Origin of the sequence: Parashewanella spongiae (assembly GCF_004358345.1) — a bacterium.
GTDB lineage: Bacteria > Pseudomonadota > Gammaproteobacteria > Enterobacterales > Shewanellaceae > Parashewanella > Parashewanella spongiae.
Genome location: NZ_CP037952.1, coordinates 565,065 through 584,479 on the forward strand (window position 1 = coordinate 565,065; position 19,415 = coordinate 584,479).

At 40.0% G+C, this 19,415-nt stretch carries 16 protein-coding genes; 7 read left to right on the forward strand and 9 right to left on the reverse strand.

Annotated features, from left to right (window positions below; genetic code table 11):
* Positions 1-30: 30 nt before the first annotated feature.
* From pepN to E2I05_RS02005, 5 genes are all read right to left on the reverse strand, one after another.
* A complete protein-coding gene (gene pepN / locus E2I05_RS01985) occupies positions 31-2,682 on the reverse strand; it encodes an aminopeptidase N (protein WP_243641096.1) in 2,652 nt (883 codons plus the stop codon).
* 534 nt (positions 2,683-3,216) lie between these two features.
* The gene (gene lpoB, locus E2I05_RS01990) at positions 3,217-3,813 is read right to left on the reverse strand and encodes a penicillin-binding protein activator LpoB (protein ID WP_179952734.1); all 597 of its coding nucleotides are present in this window, start codon (positions 3,811-3,813) and stop codon (positions 3,217-3,219) included.
* Between the two features lie 23 nt (positions 3,814-3,836).
* Positions 3,837-5,207, reverse strand: a complete 1,371-nt coding sequence (locus E2I05_RS01995) for a COG3014 family protein (protein ID WP_121854084.1) — start codon at positions 5,205-5,207, stop codon at positions 3,837-3,839.
* The gene (gene def / locus E2I05_RS02000; RefSeq protein ID WP_121854083.1) at positions 5,204-5,713 is read right to left on the reverse strand and encodes a peptide deformylase; all 510 of its coding nucleotides are present in this window, start codon (positions 5,711-5,713) and stop codon (positions 5,204-5,206) included. Before def ends, E2I05_RS01995 begins: the two co-directional genes overlap by 4 nt.
* 39 nt (positions 5,714-5,752) lie before the next feature.
* Positions 5,753-5,965 (reverse strand): SlyX family protein, encoded by a 213-nt coding sequence (locus tag E2I05_RS02005; RefSeq protein WP_121854092.1) that lies wholly within the window; start codon positions 5,963-5,965, stop codon positions 5,753-5,755.
* Positions 5,966-6,341: 376 nt separating this feature from the next.
* Between E2I05_RS02005 and fkpA the strand changes: the two genes are divergently transcribed.
* From fkpA to E2I05_RS02025, 4 genes are all read left to right on the forward strand, one after another.
* Positions 6,342-7,118 (forward strand): FKBP-type peptidyl-prolyl cis-trans isomerase, encoded by a 777-nt coding sequence (fkpA, locus tag E2I05_RS02010; RefSeq protein WP_121854082.1) that lies wholly within the window; start codon positions 6,342-6,344, stop codon positions 7,116-7,118.
* A 124-nt stretch (positions 7,119-7,242) separates the two neighbouring features.
* Positions 7,243-7,614 (forward strand): YacL family protein, encoded by a 372-nt coding sequence (locus tag E2I05_RS02015; RefSeq protein ID WP_165905512.1) that lies wholly within the window; start codon positions 7,243-7,245, stop codon positions 7,612-7,614.
* A 140-nt stretch (positions 7,615-7,754) separates the two neighbouring features.
* Positions 7,755-7,889: a DUF3149 domain-containing protein gene (locus E2I05_RS02020; protein ID WP_121854080.1), complete on the forward strand. Its 135-nt coding sequence runs from the start codon at positions 7,755-7,757 to the stop codon at positions 7,887-7,889.
* 260 nt (positions 7,890-8,149) lie between these two features.
* Positions 8,150-8,692 (forward strand): hypothetical protein, encoded by a 543-nt coding sequence (locus tag E2I05_RS02025; protein ID WP_121854079.1) that lies wholly within the window; start codon positions 8,150-8,152, stop codon positions 8,690-8,692.
* 9 nt (positions 8,693-8,701) lie between these two features.
* Here E2I05_RS02025 and E2I05_RS02030 read toward each other — a convergent pair whose 3' ends face one another.
* Positions 8,702-9,313, reverse strand: coding sequence for a superinfection exclusion B family protein (locus E2I05_RS02030; protein ID WP_121854078.1), 612 nt, complete (start codon positions 9,311-9,313; stop codon positions 8,702-8,704).
* A gap of 352 nt (positions 9,314-9,665) precedes the next feature.
* A complete protein-coding gene (gene tcdA / locus E2I05_RS02035; RefSeq protein WP_121854077.1) occupies positions 9,666-10,487 on the reverse strand; it encodes a tRNA cyclic N6-threonylcarbamoyladenosine(37) synthase TcdA in 822 nt (273 codons plus the stop codon).
* A 170-nt stretch (positions 10,488-10,657) separates the two neighbouring features.
* On the opposite strand from tcdA, the gene E2I05_RS02040 reads away from it, so the two are divergent.
* The gene (locus E2I05_RS02040; RefSeq protein WP_121854076.1) at positions 10,658-11,494 is read left to right on the forward strand and encodes a hypothetical protein; all 837 of its coding nucleotides are present in this window, start codon (positions 10,658-10,660) and stop codon (positions 11,492-11,494) included.
* 904 nt (positions 11,495-12,398) lie between these two features.
* Positions 12,399-13,679, forward strand: a complete 1,281-nt coding sequence (ltrA, locus tag E2I05_RS02045) for a group II intron reverse transcriptase/maturase (RefSeq protein ID WP_133309440.1) — start codon at positions 12,399-12,401, stop codon at positions 13,677-13,679.
* Positions 13,680-14,086: 407 nt separating this feature from the next.
* On the opposite strand, the gene E2I05_RS02050 is transcribed toward ltrA, so the two are convergent.
* Both E2I05_RS02050 and E2I05_RS02055 read right to left on the reverse strand, forming a co-directional pair.
* Positions 14,087-15,640 (reverse strand): curlin, encoded by a 1,554-nt coding sequence (locus E2I05_RS02050; RefSeq protein WP_121852703.1) that lies wholly within the window; start codon positions 15,638-15,640, stop codon positions 14,087-14,089.
* A gap of 16 nt (positions 15,641-15,656) precedes the next feature.
* Complete coding sequence (locus E2I05_RS02055; RefSeq protein WP_121852702.1) at positions 15,657-16,091, reverse strand: curlin; 435 nt, start codon at positions 16,089-16,091, stop codon at positions 15,657-15,659.
* 479 nt (positions 16,092-16,570) lie between these two features.
* Between E2I05_RS02055 and E2I05_RS02060 the strand changes: the two genes are divergently transcribed.
* Positions 16,571-19,078, forward strand: a complete 2,508-nt coding sequence (locus tag E2I05_RS02060; protein ID WP_121852701.1) for a S8 family serine peptidase — start codon at positions 16,571-16,573, stop codon at positions 19,076-19,078.
* The last annotated feature ends 337 nt before the right edge of the window (positions 19,079-19,415 follow it).

The window sequence follows — 19,415 nt, forward strand, 5'->3', positions numbered from 1 at the left end:
TCTATAAAAGCTCAGGCTATGTATCCTTAACTATCCTTTCATCGTCTCTTTTACCAAAATACAACGTTGCTGTACTTGTTTTGTTTCCGCTAAAATGCGTTTCGTTAAATGCGAGAGTTGAGGTTGGCTTTCTAAAGTATGCTCTAGGGCTCGAATGTTCGCCTGATCACAAGATTTAGGTGTAAGCTGTGCAGCAAAACTACGCATATAAACAGAGCCAAGTTTATCGAGCTCAACGAGTTTCATTAAACGTTCTTCAGCGGTCGCGTCACTTAAGAGTTTCTGCTCACTCGGATATAAGTTGTTCATCGCGGTTCTCAGTTTAGAGAACGGCACCGTGTTGGCGTAAATTCTGCTAAGCCATTTCCGTTTAATCTCCGCTTCTGGTCGTACGGCTTCAGCAGCAATGGCTGATTTTTGGCCTGAGTCCGATTGGTCTCGCTGTCGTTCTAGAGTAATTAGCACTTTACTGTTCGGGAAGTCATAGCGGTTGAGTTGGTAAATGATATTCCATCGAGTGTCCTGATCCAGTGGCTGACTAGCAGAAGTGATTCCTGCCAAGTAGCTTTCACCAAAGAGTAGACTGTATAAATGCTTGAGCGCATCAGGGTGACTCGCAAAGTTTATGTAGGTATTAAACCATAATTTTTGTCTTACTGGATCATGTGAGAACTCCATGGTCATACGAATACTTAACTGAGCCATCGCTTTCAATGCCATGTTTGCATACTTCTCGTGTTCAGGAGTCATAGCGGATAAGTAATATCGTGACTGATACAAACTGGAAATAACTTGACGAAGGATAGTGTAGTCTTTTTCTTTCGGAGCATTGACCAGTACCACGCCCAGATACTTATCGAGGCCGAGTTTTCCATCTTGAACACTGTCCCACAAGCTCTGCCATAGCATTGAGCGTAAAAGTGGATCGTGGATCAGAAGAAGATCATTTTTAGCCGTTTCAAAAGATCGTTTATCTAAGTTAACTTTTACATAGCCCAAATCATCAGTGTTTGGATAGATTAAATCGGGGCATTTTTGTCCTATGAGTGAGGGTACAGGCGTGCTCTTACCTTTATAGATTACTGGTTTTTGAGTAAGTTGAAATAGTTCACCTTGCTCTTTTTTAAACAAACTAATTAAAACTTTCTGCTCTCTTAATGTAGGTAAAATCTTGCTGGCTGGAGCTTGTAGTAATTGGAAATGAGAAATTTTGTTACTTTGGCAGCGGTAATCTACAGAAATAGTATTTACGCCAGCTTGATAAAGCCATTGATCAGTCCATTGAGTTAAATCGCGATTGGCCGATAGCGCGAGACTATTAATAAAGTCGGCGAGCTCGGCATTTTGATAGCTGTATTTTGTTAAGTACTGACTAACGCCATTTCTAAATGTCTTTTTGCCAAGCAAGTGTTGCAATTGATAAAGAGTTGCCGCGCCTTTGCTGTATGTGATGGCGTCAATATTATCAAAGGCATTGGCTGTGCTTGAAACAGGCACTTCAATTGGGTGAGTCGTTACCTTGCTGTCTAAGGCATAAGCGCTTTGTTTCGAGCTTGAATAAAAGCTTCGCCATGCATTGGTGAATTCAGTGGCCTCTGCTGTGGCAAGTGTTCCCATGAATGATGCAAAACTTTCATTTAACCATAAACCATTCCACCACTTCATCGTCACAAGATTGCCAAACCATTGATGAGCCATTTCATGCATGATTACGCCAGCTAATCGTTGCTTCTGTGCGGGTGTCATTGTTGATTTATGTAAAAATCGTCCTTCTGCAAAAGTGATGGCTGCTGCGTTTTCCATCGCACCATACAAAAAGTCAGGGACAAGTAACTGATCGTATTTTTTAAACGGATAGGAAATACCAAAGTAATCATCAAAAAAACGTAGGCCTTTGTCGGTATATCTAAACCAATCATTTGGAGTCACTTGTTTGGCTACAGACTGTCTTGCAAGCAAGCGCATTGGATATTTTCCAGAATTGTCTCGCCATACATGATAGGGACCCGCGTGCATCGAGAAATTATACGGACTCAGTTTTGGTGTAGTAGGAAAGTGCCATAATTGATTGTCATCTTGGGTGGAAATACTGTCTTCGCGCATACTGCTGATCACTTGCCAATCTTTCGGTGCTGAGACAGTCAGTTCAAAATTGGCCTTTAGATCCGGTTGATCAAATAGCGCAAACATTTGCTGGGCAGCAGCAGGCTCAAAATGAGAATAAAGATATACTTTAGCATCTACCGGATCGACAAAACGATGAAGACCTTCACCATTAGTGCTGTGTTTACGAGTAAAATCAACTTGAATTCGGTTTTCGCCACGTATCAACAACCGTGAACTAAACAGGATGTATTGGTCGTTATAATTCGGATAAAGCCGCGTACCATTAACTAACACTTGGTGAATTTTTGCTTTATTTAAATCAAGCCGTAACGGCTGATTTCCACCATTAAAGGTAAAGTTTACAACGCTGGTTGCTGAAAATGATTCGCTGCCATCAAGCTCGAAATGCAGTTGATAGCTCACACCTGACACTTGTGTAGATCTTAATTCCGCTTGCTGTTGAGTTAAGTACACATCATGTTGCTGTACTGGTTTTTGTATGTCGAGTGGTTGATGACTGCAAGCTGCCAGCATGAGGTAGCTTATGCCTAGAAGGCTTAATTTAATTACTTGCACCTAACGATCCTTGATTTTAATTTTGAGAGAGTACTGTTATTGCCATTACATTTTTAATCTATCGAATGATAGGCTCAAGTGAAACTTTGTAGTATATTTTTCTCGGCTTTAGTTGATATAAAAAACCAGCGGCACGGCGCTGGTTTTTGAAATATTGTACCAATTACAGTAATTAATCTCTCACTCAGCAAGAGCTAAAGAGCTAAAGGACTTCAGTGCAAGGCACAAGCTCGAAATGCTATGTTCTCTACGGCCGCCATACGAAACTGGCGTTCAACGCACTTCGTGCTTTTGTCGGGATAATTCAAGTGCTTGTAACACAGTAATGGAACCCTTTAGTCTTGCCCTTCGGGAGCTTGTATGTGCTCACTTTGGTTTATAAAGAATACTTCTCAAAATTGTCTTGACGTAGCAATGTAATAACGACAGTTTTGTTTGTCGGTAACAACTATGCCTTCATCAATTTCGATTGCACTTCGAGCACATACATAGCTCTGAGTTGAGCACTTAATTACTGTAATTGGTATTAGGAATTTACAAACCTAAAAATGATTTTGATTTAGTTTTACGAATTTCTTTTTCATCAGACCATTCTATTAGGCCAGTTCTTAAGTCCATTAATCTCATGGTCATTTTATAATAGACATCTTTGGTCCTGTCGCCTTGTTTGACTATACTCGATAAATTGCCGTAGAGCATGTATTGAGCGCCAATCTGCTGACCAAATTTAATGGCCGTTGATGGATCGACTAAGCCAGCATTATTTTGGTAGTCCAGTTGCTTGCGGACAGAGTCTACACGGGTCATATCGATGAAACGGAATTTACCAGAGCGAAGCAAGCGGTTGCTGATAGAATCTGTCACTGATTCAGTATCAATATGTTCTGAGGATTTGTTTTTGATGGTATCAACAAAAATAATTGGACGTTGATTATTGGCGGTCAAGACCAAGACAGGTGGAAATGTCAGCATGCTATCAACCATTTTATCGGTGATGGCTTGTAGATCCGTTGATCCAAAATTGGCATTTACGGTCTCAACTTCTCTTGCGTCGCTGTACTGTACTTTTGATTGACAAGCTGTGAGTCCAAGGACTGCAGTAATCATCAAAATGGTTTTTAAATGTTTCATAGTCAGTTCCATATCTCATTGAGTTAAATCATTATTGAATAAATTCGGGTGTAATTGCCAGTGTTGATCACCCACACAATTGTTTTACGGCCAGCGGCAATTTCAATTGGATGAGGTGAATTGCTGTTTATTTTGAGTGGGTACGAGCCTACGTTTAAATATTTCCGAGCAATTTGTGCTTGGCTTGGCAAGGTTAACCAGCTGCGTCGGTCAGCTTGCTCAGTGATAATATTAAATAATTGAATAGCAATTGATCCAAAATCCAATTGATTCTGTTGTTTTTTTTTCTTATCACTGACTTTGCGAGCTAAATGAGACTTTGCAATAACACGAAGTACTTGTCGGCTTAATGTGGCAGGCAATTGCTCTTTTAATGCATTAATCGCTAAAGCATCAATATTGGTAATAGGTTGAGCTATAAGTGCTGTAGCGTCAACGCCATAAATTTGGGCATTTCGCCATACAGGACTTCGCCCTGAGTAAGTGGCTAACGATGCTGTTTGCCAATTCCCATTAATTCGAAATGGTACCGTAAGATTTTGTTTTTCTGGTGTAAACCCTGTTTCGTAGAGAATGACTAATTCACCTTGATTTCGGGTTGGTAAAATTGGCTCTCCCCAACGTTTTTTAAAGCTAGCAAATTGTGGCATTGATAATTGCTTAGCTAACCGAACTAGAGTTTGCTCAAGATAAGCGTTTCCAGGCCAAATTTGGGCCGCTTTACGATAATCAATAAATGCATCATTCGGTTGGTTAAGGGCTTCGTGCAATAGCCCAGTCATGTAGTAGCTGTAAGCATTCAAAAAAGAGCTGGTGACAGAGCCTGTCGTGGCACTTAATCGTTGAGTCTCAGTATTGATGGTGCCATTTTCAATTGCTTGAACTGACTTTTTTGATTTGGCATATCGGTCTTGCTCGACTTGTTGCAATTCATTGGCTTGCTTCACTTCTACAAGAGCACCTTGAAAATCATCTTGAAATAGGTAGTTTAATGCTTGATATTGATGCAGTAAGATGCGCTCGTAACCTGTACCACGGTATGGGATGGCATTATCATTAAGCAGCAAGCTACTAGTATTCGCACCAACATTTGATGCACTGATAGTGGCTTTATCATCAAAGGCTCGGTAAGCCTTTATCGCTTGTTGGTAGTATTTTTTACTCGCGGCGAAGTCACCACTTATTTGAGCAACACGGCCAGCTTCTTCAGCATACAGCAACCCATCATTACCTTGGATATTACTGGTGAGTTTATTGATTTGAGCTGTTGGTTGCGATGAGCTTAGCGCCTGCTTTTGTTGCCTTAACTGAGATGGATAATCAACAAACAAGCTGTTGGTGGCGCACCCTGTCAATAATATGCACAATAATAAATGTGATATCACTAACTTCATGCCATTTTTCCTGCTTGTGCTTGCTCTGGCATTTGAGCCCGTTCCAACACGGTGATCCCCTGTAAATGATCATTTTCATGTTGAAACACTCGTGCAGGAAATCCGTTTAGGGTTTGTTCTATCATTTGAGCTGATAAGTTTTGATAACGAACGGAAATAGAGGCATAACGGGCAATGGGTAAGCGTTGACCTGATAAAGACAGACATCCCTCTTCATCCCATAACATTTCTTTCGAATGACTGATAATTTGAGGATTAATGACCGTGGTTGGTGTTATTAAAGGCGCGTTGGGATAACGAGGCGTTGGGCGAGAAGCCATAATAAACATGGCCAGTGGTGAAAATACCTGAGGCGCTGCAATTCCCAACCCGTCAGCGGCAATCATAGTTGCCATCATATTCTCATTAAGTGCTACTAGTGTGTGATCAAACTCAGTAATTTTTACTGCTTTTTGGGTCAGAATGTTTTCTCCGACTTGTGCAATGGGTAGGGTTTTAGTTGTCATACACTCTCCTAACGCCTTAGACTCACATTGCTACTAATATTAATAATGTGGTGGCGGGGTTTCTTCTGCTTGTGTGGCCATATTGCTTGGCTCGGTTTCACGCAATTTCTGCACTATAAATTGTAGTTGATGTTGTTGATGAGCCAATAAATCGTTCATACGAATAATTTCTTGGTTGAGTTCTTCTATAGTTAGTTCCTGAAAACTTAATTTAGTTTCAAGATCATCGACTTGTTTTTGTAATGAATTCATTTGAGCACTTTTTGTTTTGCAATACCACATTCTACCTCAGACAGAAAGAATCTTGAATCGTGCAAGCAAATTCGAAGCCGATAGAGTTTGTATTAAATAAAAATACTCGGTCAGGCATGAAAAATTGGCAAATTGAACACAGTTTTAGTCTTAAATGACTGAATTCTGGCTGAACTTATGCTAACTCACTGTCTCTAAAGGCTTGACACTTTCTGGATAGGCCGTTACAACAGTACCTTACAGAATTTGACCCTATTTAATATAATAAACAATTTGCTTTATGCGGTTTGTGAATAATCAAATATGACCATATCGTTTATTTATTATTTTACAATTGCTTAAGTGAGTTGTAAAACCATGCTGAGGAAGCGTTTAAATGAAATCTGTGTATAAATTGTCATTAGTAGCACTTGCCGTGATTGGCTTGTCTGCTTGTAATCAAGAGCAAAAAACAACCACTGAAGGTACTACTGGAACGGAACTAACTACTCCTGCTCAAAAAGAAGCTTACAGTGTGGGTGCCTCTATCGGTAAATACATGGCTGGGCATATTAAAGAGCAAGAAGAGCTAGGGATGCCAGTGGATCGCACGCTTATTGTTGAAGGTTTTTCTGACGGTCTTGGTGAGAACGCTAAAATTCCTGAAGAAGAAATGCAAAAGTTGTTGAAAGAATTAGATCAACGCTTAGCGGAAAAACGCAAAGTGCATTCAGCTGAGATGGCAAAGAAAAACGCTGAAGAAGGTAAAAAATATTTAGCAGAGAATGCTAAAAAAGCAGGTGTAAAAACAACAGCATCTGGCCTTCAATATGAAGTGATTACAGAAGGAAAGGGTGGTAAACCAGCTGCAGAAGACACTGTTGTAGTGCATTATCGCGGTACCTTAATTGATGGCACTGAATTTGATAGCTCTTACAAGCGTAATGAGCCAGCGACTTTTCCATTAAACCGTGTGATCCCAGGATGGACTGAAGGTGTTCAGTTAATGAACGTTGGTTCAAAATTCCGTTTTGTGATCCCATCTAACCTGGCTTACGGTGAAAGAGATACAGGTTCTATCCCTGCTGACTCTACGTTGATTTTCGAAGTTGAGTTAAAGTCAATCGAGAAAGCTAAACAGCCTAAAGCTGAAAAAAAAGCAGCTAAAAAATAAGTTTTCTTAATTCTAGCTTTGCTGTTAAGGGTGTCCTATTGGGATGCCCTTTTTTATTACGTGCAACTTGAAACCGTTTAAAGATAAAATACTTCAAAATAACATCTTTTATCGAGTAGTTAAGATGGATTATGAGTTTAGAAATAACAGCCTAGAAGATAGTGTGGTTGCATTGTTTTCGATGGAACATCAGGCCGTTGGGCGCTGGTTTACTGAAGAAATAGCAAAAGATAAAGATAAGCTATCTACAATATTAAGCGTTATTGAGCATATCTCAAAAGACGGTGTTACCGAGAAAAAAATTATTGGTAAAAGTATAACCCTTGAGCTCAGTTATGAACGAGTGTTGGTCTATGAAAACTGTATTCAATATGACAATGATTATTTGCTTGAAGAAGATATGAATTTATACGACGAAGAGTCAATTGCCAGCTGTGGGCTGGAAGACTTTCGTGATGCCATGTTGAGTTACCAAGAATTCATCTTTTCTCTTTAATATTATTGATATAGATCAAGTCAAACACACATATAAAGTGGTTAAACAATAGACAGAAAGAATGTTTGATCAGGATCATAAGATGTCAAAAAGACTTCAACTACACTGAAGAAGAATTAAAAAGAAAGAGGACTTCCGTAATGGCATTTTGGTTAGATCTTATGTTCGGCAATTGGATTGGGTTATTGTCTATGATTGTCATTTTCTCAACGCTGGGCATTGTTTCTTATATCTTGTGGATGTTTTATGTGAAGTCTGGTGAAACACCAGAGTAACCATTAACTTCATTTGCTGGGTTTTCAGTAACGCTTGAAGTAAACCTACAGCCTGTTATTGCTTTAATTGAGATCTGCCTTCCCTCCAAGATCTCGATTTAAATTTTGATATCAGGCTGTTTTTTATTAATATCCAAATAAAATAACACCTTACCTCTCTATCTTATTCACATGTTATTTAAATGAGCAATAATTAATTAAACTAATTAATTATAAAATGGTTAAATAAAATAATTAATTTGAAAACAAACCGAAATAACATGAGTATTCAAAACCTACCATTACATCATAGCTTTTCTATTGACCTTATAGAATATAGTGATTGGGCTAGTTTAGAAGCGTGCAATTCATCTTCAAAAGAAATATTAGAAATGAGTTTACTTGAGTTCGAGTCATTTCAAAGGAAAACAATACAAGCGTGGAAAAGGTTCAGTGTTCCTGTATATGCTATTAATCGGTTAGTTGAGACCATTATTAATGCAAGTAATGGTGAATCAATCTTAGATCGAATCGAAGCCATTGAGAAGTTAAAAATTTGTATGCTGTCAAAGTATAGAGAGAAAATAACGGCTTATATTGCAAGTTGCCAAGAAGGTGAAATAGCTCATACCAGTAAAATTGAAATTAGGTTTATGATTGGTGATTACTATGTGCTGGTAGAAGATTGCGTTTCGGAATATACGCTAGAACAATTATCAAGCCTCTGTATTAAACTGAGCATAGCAGAAGAAGCTAGGGTAGGTGCGTCTCAGCTTGAAAGAGGGGTTCAGGAGGCCATACGTAATAGCCTCCAAAAAAACTAGCAAAGATGCTTAAGCTGCCTGTTTGCGTTGCTGTACAAGGCTATTAACAAATGCAGGACGAGCTTTAATTAACGTCTGTAATTCTATCTCGTTAGGTTTGCCAGCAGGCAGTCTTAATACACTACGGTTAAGGTAATTTCGAGCTTGCATTGAAATTTTGAAATCAGCGGTAGGGCTTTGAATGGCATAATGACGTTCATTTCCAATACATTCAAGAATATTCGATTTTAAGAGTTCTTTAACCGCAATGTCTTCTTTAGGCAGAGTTAAAATAGAAGTACTTTGTAAGAAAAATTCTCGCAAAACGGCACGTTCAGCAATGTCGAGTACTGATATTTTTGACTCTATTCGTTCTATGACTCGCTTGTTTCCGTAATGATTGATGCCAGTATCCAGTAAATAATCACAAACTCTACTGAAAAAATAAGCACTACCGATGATCAAACCAAACCCGATCAGGTGATTATATTGTTGAAGGGTGGCATCTAAGCCTAACTTACTGATGACTGAGGCCGGTAAAAAAAGCAGTCCACTGCAAAGAATAACTAACCACAACATCGTTCGGAAAACCAGTTGTTGTGATTGAAACTGTTTAATTGAATTGAGTGTTGATGTAACCATTTTGCCATCCAAGCGTCAGATTTATGAATCATCAATATGAGAAGCAATAAATATGCCATATAAGCATTAAACCTAAATAAATCGGTTGGGAGCGTTCATATACGCAGAAAAAATTACTGATAGCAAGGCATGAATAGCAGCAAGTAGTGGTTACCGACATACAAAACTGTCGTTACTTCGTTTCTACTTGCAAAATTTATAACGCAGCTAGCGGTGATTTTGGCAAGTATATGAATGTTCAGCACTCACCTGATGGGTGAATTAGGGTTGTTTAGTTTTGTATTTAACTTCAATAAATTAAAGCTAAATTGTGCGTTCAACCGATTTATTTAGGTTAAACATAAATTACCGTTCAGCGGCTTTTAGTTGTAAGCTTTTTCAATACTCGACTCACAGCGACAAAACCAAAAGTGCCTGTAACCATAGTTACTGCACCAAATCCAGAGGCACAATCCATTCGCATGTTGCCATCAAGGTTAATTTTACTACTGCAAACACTGCCATCAGGTTGAGGATAAACCAGTTGCTCGGTTGAAAAAACCGCGTCGATACTAAAGCGGCGTTGAATGTTCTTACTGAAGTTGTGTTCTCGGCGTAATAGGTTACGTACTTTAGCTAACAATGGATCTTGGTAAGTTTTTGCTAAGTCACTCAATTGAATTTGAGTCGGATCAGTTTGTCCGCCTGCGCCACCAACAGTCACTAAAGGTAACTTGTTGCGCTTACAATGAGCAATTAATGCCGCTTTTTGTTTGACGGCATCTATACAGTCAACCACGTAGTCAATGTCTCCACCGTGTTTCTTACTAATAAATAGCTCTGCGATATTATCTAAGGTGATAAAGTCTTCGATCTTTTTGACTTCACATTCTGGGTTTATAGACAAAATTCGTGCAGCCATCGTTTCTACTTTAGACTGACCAATGCTAGTTGCATCGGCATGAATTTGCCGATTGGTATTGGTGACGCAGATATCATCGAGATCAATCAGCGTGATTTTGCCTATACCTGAACGGGCTAATGACTCAGCCACCCAAGTGCCAACACCACCAATACCAATAACAACAACATGAGACCGATAAAAAGTCATTAGTGCAGTTTGCCCATAAAGACGACCTATTCCACCAAATCTTTGTTTATAAGAGTCAGAAAGTGGTGAAATGTTCGTAGTCATATTTTAAAACGCCTATGTGTTTGTCGATGAATGCTTCTGGCAAGGCATTTTATAATACAGTGCTTATTCTGTCAGTGATTTTTAATAGAAGTATTCTATTTCGATGGTCAGCTCATATTCAGAGGTATGATGTATTCTATTATTCATAACCCTATGAGTGGATGAATATTATGGCCTTTGGCATAACTCCAAATACTGACGCACAGCAATCTATTTATGCTGGTACAAAACAAGACTCTTTTAATACTCGGCTCAGACATAATATTTCTCTCAGTAGTACCGTAGGATTAATCACAGGTGGACTTCCTGGCTTCACCGCTGGGTTGCCTATCGGTTTTGTGGTAACGATTTCCCAGATGGGGAGTCAGAAGTTGATTTCATTTTTTGGAAAAGAGCGCGCCTCACATATTGCTTCAGCCTACATTGGAGATGGTCTTGGAATTGGATTGAATTTTGCCGCTAACTATTTGATCGATCCTGCAACGGCAACAGCTAAATCGTTTACAGCGTCACTTTTAGCATATATAAGTGGCAGAGGTATGCAAAAGGGAACCAAGTTGTGTTTGGCATACTACAAAATCTCCAATGATAGTATTTGGAGAGAATTGGCTGTTATGAGTGCCGGGGTAGCTGGTGCCGCATCTGGAGCTTTGTTTGTATATTTCACAGCAAGTATAATCAATGGCTTAATGCAAAGTGAAACTACAGAAGAAATTGTTGAACGAATGTTCGAGCTTAGGCAGGTGGATAATATAACGAAAGAAGATGTTGAAAAAATGGTTCAATCAGCTGAGAGAATAGCTGAATCAGGAGAATGGGAAGCATTGATTGACGATTCAAATTTTAGTAATGAAACAACAGAGTTGCCACCTAAGCCAACCGATTCCCCAGATGGAAAAAGGTTTTATGGTGCGTTTGCGCTCGCGCCAATTGTTCTTGTTTTGGCATTGTTTTGCATGTGTAATGGTGGGAGTAGATCTCGTTCAGGCTATCAATCGATTTCATGATTGAAGGAATCTCGCTTGATAAGAGGAGATGATAACCATTTGCTATTGTTTTTATTCATTAACCTAAAAACATCAGTTGAACGCTGAGTATACGAGTAACTGTTTGAGCAATAAGATGATTTTATTATCATGTTTTTCACCTAATGAGTGAAATGCTCTACGCTCACAAGCTTGCTAAAATGACTGCTATCTGCGTTGTAACTTTTGCAAATAGAATAACTACTTGCTGCAAGCTACGCCTTACTATCAGCCATTTTTTCTACGCTTGAGAACGCAGTCAACTGATGTTTCTAGGGAGCGCCACGAAGCGCTTTATTCTGTTGCGGGATTTGTCTCAACGTATACGCAGCCAAGCGATTACATGGCCATAAACCAGAGACAGCAACGTTATTATTTATAATAAGTCCATCAGGTTGAAACGTACCTGACGGGATAATTACCAGTTCATCCCGAAATCTGACGGGCATGCATAATGGGTAACCGCTATGACATGAAGCCCTGTGACAAAGGCCTTGAATAAAGGTTGAGATGCAATGTAGGCCGCAGCATCAAGCGAATTCAGTTAAGCGTCGTAAATCAAAAAATGAAGATGGGGAGTCTTTCCTAGTTGACGAACCCTGACACAAACAGAGAAGCAACTGGTAAATGCATCTGTTTGATCTTCCGGCGTAATATGAAGTGGCATGTATTGAAGGAAATAAAGTGAACGTGGGAGAGCCTGAGTGTTGGAAGGTAGTGACTTCCACTATCCGAATATAAGGTAAACCGAAATTTCAGATAGGGCGCTCAGGCAGTCGGATGAGCCCATAGTACCGTTAACCGTGAAGACAACATAACTTCACATCAGGGAAGGGACTCAGTGTTACACCCGTTTTTAACGTAACTTTTGAGGTGAAATTGCCATATGGCTAACACTCCAGTAAATATCAGAATATTACAGCGAAAACTTTACTTACGCTCAAAGCTTAACTCGGAGCTACGATTTTACAGCTTGTACGATAAACTCAGTCGCCTAGATATACTCGAAGAAGCCTATCGACGATGCAAAGACAATAAAGGCGGAGCAGGAATTGATGGCATCACATTCAGTTATCTAGAGCAGCAAAAGAAAGTCGTTGCGCTGTTAAAAGAAATTCAAACTCAATTACAACAGAAAAACTATCGACCTAGCCCAGTCAAACGAGTAGAAATACTCAAAGACAACGGCAAAACGCGGAAACTTGGGATCCCGATAATCAGTGACAGAATTGTGCAAATGGCGATGACAATAGTGATGCAACCCGTCTACGAACCTCATTTACATGAACACAGTTATGGTTATCGTCCATGTCGAAGCGCCCAGCAAGCGGTAAAAGTCATTGAAATGAGCCTAAAACAAGGCTGTCAGCACGTACTTGATGCTGACTTGAGCGCCTATTTCGATACCATCCCGCACGCTAAGTTGATGGCAAAAGTAGAAAGGCGAATAAGCGACAGCAGCTTTCTGAGTTTGCTGAAAAGCTTTATCAAAGCGCCCATCAGCGTAGAGACGGTCAACAGAAAATGGCGAATAGAAGCAAGCCGATGTGGCACTCCGCAAGGCGGAGTTATCTCTCCACTACTGGCTAACATCTATCTCAACGATTTCTGTTTGAAAATACACGAAAAAACACCGTGTAAAATCGTTACCTATGCAGATGATTTTGTTGTACTTCATAAGCAAACCTACACACAAGAGCAACTGGACTGGATAACACAGCAATTAAGTGATGAAGGTCTGAAGCTAAATCAAAGTAAAACCCACTGTGTGGATATGGGAAAGCTGATGAATAAGTTTGATTTCCTCGGTTTTAACTTTCAACGGATCACAGGTATCATCAAAGGCACCAGTTACATTAAGATACAGGCGTCTAAGAAGAGCCAAACAAAGCTGAAAAATAAAATCAGAGACATAGTGAAACACCGAACCTCAAATACACTTGGCGTACTGATAAATAAGGTTAATCAAGTTCTGAGGGGATGGAAACACTATTTTGGTGGGATAGGTTATCCCAGAGGTGTATTTTTCAGAATAAATGGATTTGTAGTAAACCGGTTCTATCGCTGGCATCGTCGCTTAAGTCAACGTCGAAGCAAGTATCTATCACGAGGTGCTTACGAAAAATTACGCCAAGCTGGTCTTGAGTATTTACCCACGACAAGATGATAAGCAAAGTGAAGGGGCTGAGAGAAGTGTAACAACAGAGCCGTGTGAGGGAAAACCTCATGCACGGAATCGAAGAGGGGCTGCTGGATAAGCGATAGCGAAGCCAGTAGCCTACTCTACATTAAGGGATCTAGCGATTTAGAAAGTACTAACTTTTGTCATACCAGTGAAGGCTGGTATCCAGTGACTTTTATAGCAAAAAGCAAAGGCACTAGGCTACCGACATACAAAACTGTCGTTACTTCGTTTCCAGTCTGCGCTGGAGTGACAAGAACTCATCAGTATACTTTCTTCCGCAACTTTCCTAAGCACTCGAATTGTACTGCATTGCACTTCCTCGACTGATAAATAACCGACAAAAAAAGGGAGCCTAAGCTCCCTTATATTAAGCTGTAGCGATCAAATTTTTAGTTTTGACCTACGTTTGCAATATTACCGCTACCGGTTTGAGTCACAGTAATTGTGTTGTTATTACCAACAGATATACCGTTTACGTCGTTATCAGAGCCTACTTGAGTAACAGAAAGCATGTTTTCGTTACCTATTATTTGGAACTCTGTACTGATATCTTCAAGTCCTTGAATTGAGTTGCCATCACCGGTCTGTGAAAGTGAAGTTTCATTAAAGTCGCCAAAAATCAACACTTCAATTAAGTTGAGCTCACCACTTTGCTCGGCAACGACATCTGCATTGTTATTGCCTTCAACTGCGATAAATACTTCGTTTGTATATCCGTCTTGTTCAACGTCAATAGTATTGTCATTACCTACAGCAAGTACCCAACCTGAATTTAATTCTGAGTCATTACCAGTTTGGTTGATTTCGACATCATTGTCGTCACCAATAATAACGGCTCTAGCATCATTTAAGTCGCCGTTAGAGCCAATAGACAAATCATTATCAGTACCTTCAACAATCATACGTGCGTAGTTAGAGTCACCTTCTTGATCGAGATCTAGGTCGTTTTCATCGCCTGTAACTCTCATATCCATGGTGTTGAAATCACCTTGTTGCTCAAGATCAATACTATTGTCGTCACCTGTAATCTCAGCAACTAAGGTTCCGCCATTTACAGAGTCACCGATGATATTCTCTTCACCATCCTGAGTGATTTCTATGTCGTTACTGTCGCCTTGTGCAAAGCCTAGCCAAGCTTGGTTAGAGTTACCTTCCTGATCGATTTCAACTTCGTTTGATTCACCCGTTAATGAGTATACAAAGCCTATGTTGTCATCACCAGTTTGTCTAAAGTCGAAAGTGTTATTGTTACCAATAACTCCTCTAACTGCACCAGTGTTACGGTTACCCGTTTGCACAACAGTGATATCATTATTGTCACCAACATTGGGTGTGATATCGATTGAAATAAGACCAGCTACGTTATCATTACCTACTTGGCTGAGGTCACCATCATTATTATTGCCCTCAACGCGGAAAGTAGCAAAATTGGTATCACCAGTTTGCGACATTATTGAGTTATTGTTATCGCCAAGCAATTCGTTTACGGTTTCATTAAGGTCACCGAGTTGTGTTACGTTAAACGAGTTAAAACTACCCACAACGTCTGCATCTGAATTTGAAAAGAAACCATCTTGTAATACATCGCCGGTATTATCACTACCTGCAAGATCAATGTTGCTGATATGCCAAAGGTTGAGCTGTGTGACAGCGAGTGTGTTCGATTCACCCGTTGATACCATATATGATTCAGCCCATTCTCCATCTTGAATTACGGTGGCGGTTTGGTCGTCACCTGTTTGATTGATGTGGCTAGTGTGTATGTCACCAAATTGGTAAGAGGTAGCTTCTTGACCTTGTATGTCGACTAGTGCTTGTGCTTCGGCACTAGAGCCATTGTTTTGAATAATTACGATTTCATTTCCATCGCCAGCAAAAGCAGAAGCACTCATTGCTGCTGAAATAGCTAAAGCGATTATAGATTTCCGTGTGTTGACAAACATATAGCATTCTCCCTAATTAATATTGTTCAATACTGAGCACTGCGTTTTCAGCGACTTGATTGATAATGAACCCTGAATTTCCAAACTGTTGAATTTGAATAAGGTTATCCTGTCCAACTTGAATGATTGAGCCGTGGTTGTTATCACCAAGTTGAGACAATTCGACTTCGTTGCCATTCCCTATTTGCATAAGCTCTGAAAAATTGTTATCTCCAGATTGCTCTAATTCCATTTTGTTTTGGCTACCAATTTGCAATAAATGTGCGTTGTTATGAGAGCCGGATTGAAGCAATGAAATGAGATTTTCACGATTAGCACTGAACAATAAGCTTTCCAGTGGTAAAGAAATGGCTATATCTTGAGCCTCACTGAATGTGTCTTCAGCTTTCACTGCATTCGGTGTAGTCATAAACAATGCTGTAATGAGTGACAATGGCAAAAGCTTTCGCACAACATACTCCTTTGTTAATAAGAAATTCTTTATGCGCCAACTACTACATTCAATGTGGTTTTTGAATATTTGCTTACTTTATGTAAATAAGCAGATGAGCTGACAAGTTTCCCGCAGAGTTAAAACTACAGGGGTGAGAAATTGCTTCAATCGGATAAAAGTCTACTTTTTCAAAAAAACTGTAATTGGAGAGAAATTATTTATCGGTAAATAAAGGATTGTTATTTAACAAATTATTAACAATTGGTTGAGAGTTGGATGACGTTTTCTCAGTCGTAGAATCTAGTTCTAAAGTATTAAAAAATCTTGAGCGGCTTCTCAATCTGCTTTTTCTATGACAACAATTGTGCCGCACAAAACGCACGTGAAAATAGCTGAAATTATGCGCTGATAATACAGCGGTATTTAACTAACAAATTGTTTGTTATGGCTATTTTGCAGCGTGGATTAAACATTTATGGACAAAAGGGAACCAGGAAATGTTAAAAAGATTATCTCCAATGGCATTAGCCATCGCTGGGGCAATTACAGCTTCAGTGATGCCTGCACAAGCAGCAACCAAACACGAGTACGCCAAAGACTCGATCTTGGTTGTCTATAAAAAAGACGCTAACCAAAAGCAAAAAGATTACGCACGTCGTTCGATTCGGGGTCTGATGGATGATAAAAACTCAGATGGTATTGACGATAAATTTGCTCGTTTGATGGACGGTCGTTTAGCCAAACTGACTTTAGGTAAAGGCATGGATGTAATGGCGGCCATTAAGCGTATCAGTAGAAACCCAGCGGTAGAATACGCTGAGCCAAACTATCTGGTTAAAGCAATTGGAACCCCTGATGATCCAAACTTTTCTCAATTATGGGGAATGCATAATACTGGACAAAATGGCGGTACGAATGACGCAGATATTGATGCTGTAGAAGCGTGGGATATTACTACCGGTGATTCTAACATTGTTATTGGTGTTATTGACACTGGTGTTGATTATAACCACGAGGATTTACAAGGAAATATTTGGACAAACCCGGGAGAAATTGCTGGGAACGGCATCGATGATGACGGTAACGGCGTTATTGATGATATTCATGGCTATAGTGCTGTAAATGATAACGGCGACCCAATGGATCAGAATGGTCATGGAACGCATGTTTCAGGAACAATTGGTGCTCAAGGTAATGATGGTGTTGGTGTCGTTGGTGTTAACTGGGATGTCACTATTGTTGGTTGTCAGTTTCTTGATGCTGGTGGAAGTGGCTCAACCGCAGGAGCGATTGCTTGTATTGATTACATGACAAACTTAAAAGTAAATCATGGTGTTAATATTAAGGCTACCAACAACTCATGGGGCGGTGGCAGTTTCAGCCAAGCATTGAAAGACTCAATCGATGCTGCTGGCGATGCAGGTATTCTTTTTGCTGCAGCGGCTGGTAATAGCGCAGTAGATAACGATGCCAATCCAAGCTACCCTTCAAGTTATGACTCTGAAGCTATTATCGCCGTTGCCAGTACCACTCGTAACGATGAAATGTCGAGTTTTTCACAATGGGGATTAACCAGTGTTGATATTGGTGCTCCAGGTTCAGACATTTTATCAACGACCCCAAATAATGGCTATTCATCCTTTTCTGGTACATCAATGGCAACGCCTCATGTGGCAGGAGCTGCGGCTCTAGTTTGGTCAATCAATCCAGACTTAACGCCGGTAGAGATGAAAGCACTGCTCATGAATACAGGTGATTCGATTGCAGCGTTAGATGGTCTTGTTGCTTCTGGAAAACGCTTAAACGTCAATAATGCGTTGGCAGAAGCGGATCCTGAGCCAGGATATCGTCTCACTGTTGATACCGAGTCACAAACAATTTCAGCGGGTGATTCTGCGAGCTATGCGTTTAGTGTAGACAGTGTAGCAGGATGGACTGGTGATGTTGATGTCAGTGTATCGGTTTCTCCTGCACTAGAGGGCGTTTCACTGTCTAGCATGACTGTTGCTGCGGGCAGTGGCTTTACTGTTGATGTAGTGACAACCGAAGAAACATTGTGGGGCAGTTACACAATCACTGTAGACGGTGTTAACGGTGATATGGCGAAGTCGAAGTCGGTATCGCTTGATATTCTTCCAGCGGGTTTAATTGATCTTGATTACAGCAATACAACACCAGTTGATATTCCTGATAATGATGATAATGGTATAACAAGCACGATTGAAGTGGCTGATGAATTACAAGTCTTTGGTGTGAATGCCAATGTTGATATTAGCCACACATGGATTGGAGACTTAACGGTTACTTTAACGTCACCTTCAGGTACAGTTACAACATTGCATGACAGAGAAGGCGGTTCAGCTGACGATATCGTTAAGAGCTACAGCCTTGACACTTTCAATGGTGAAATGGCGAATGGTACTTGGACATTGTTCATTAGCGATAGTTTTGGTGCTGATATCGGTACACTTAATAGCTGGGGGATGACTATTTCTGGCACAGGTGAGGCGGCTCCAGCTGCGCCTATAGCAGAATTTAGCTATGATGCAGAAGGCTTGATGGTTGATTTCACTAATATGAGTTCAGATGTGAATGATGATATATCATCATACAGCTGGTCATTCGGTGATGATAATTCATCTTCAGATATTAGCCCGTCTCATACTTATGCTGAAGCTGGTACTTATACCGTTTCATTGATGGTCATGGATGAGGCTGGAAACGAGTCAAGCACGTCAATGGACATTGAAGTATTTGCTCACAGTATTGATGCGGGTATCAAGCGTACTCGTGTGTCACGTCGCGGAACAGCAACGGTTGATTTAGTCTGGAGTGGTGCAGCAAGCGATAATGTTGCCATTTACCGTAACGGTGAAATGATTAAGACAACTCGTAACGATGGTCGTCATCGCGATCGTTTCAGAGACGCTTCTGGTGCTTATGAGTATAAAATCTGTGAAGCAGATTCAAGCTTATGTTCAGATCCGTTCACAGTGAGTTTCTAAACTAAACCCATTGTGTTATTAAAAAAGCCAGTCATTTGACTGGCTTTTTTATAGCGAGTTTATTAAATATTATCCTAAATAAATCAGTTGAACGCACAATTTAACTTTAATTTATTGAAGTTAAATACAAAATTAAGCAACCCTAATTCACCCATCAGGTGAATGCTGAACATTCATATACTTGCCAAAGTAACCGCTAGCTGCGTTATAAATTTTGCAAGTAGAAACGAAGTAACGACAGTTTTGTATGTCGGTAACCACTACTTGCTGCTATTCATGCCTTGCTATCAGTAATTTTTTCTGCGTATATGGACGCTCCCAACTGATTTATTTAGGG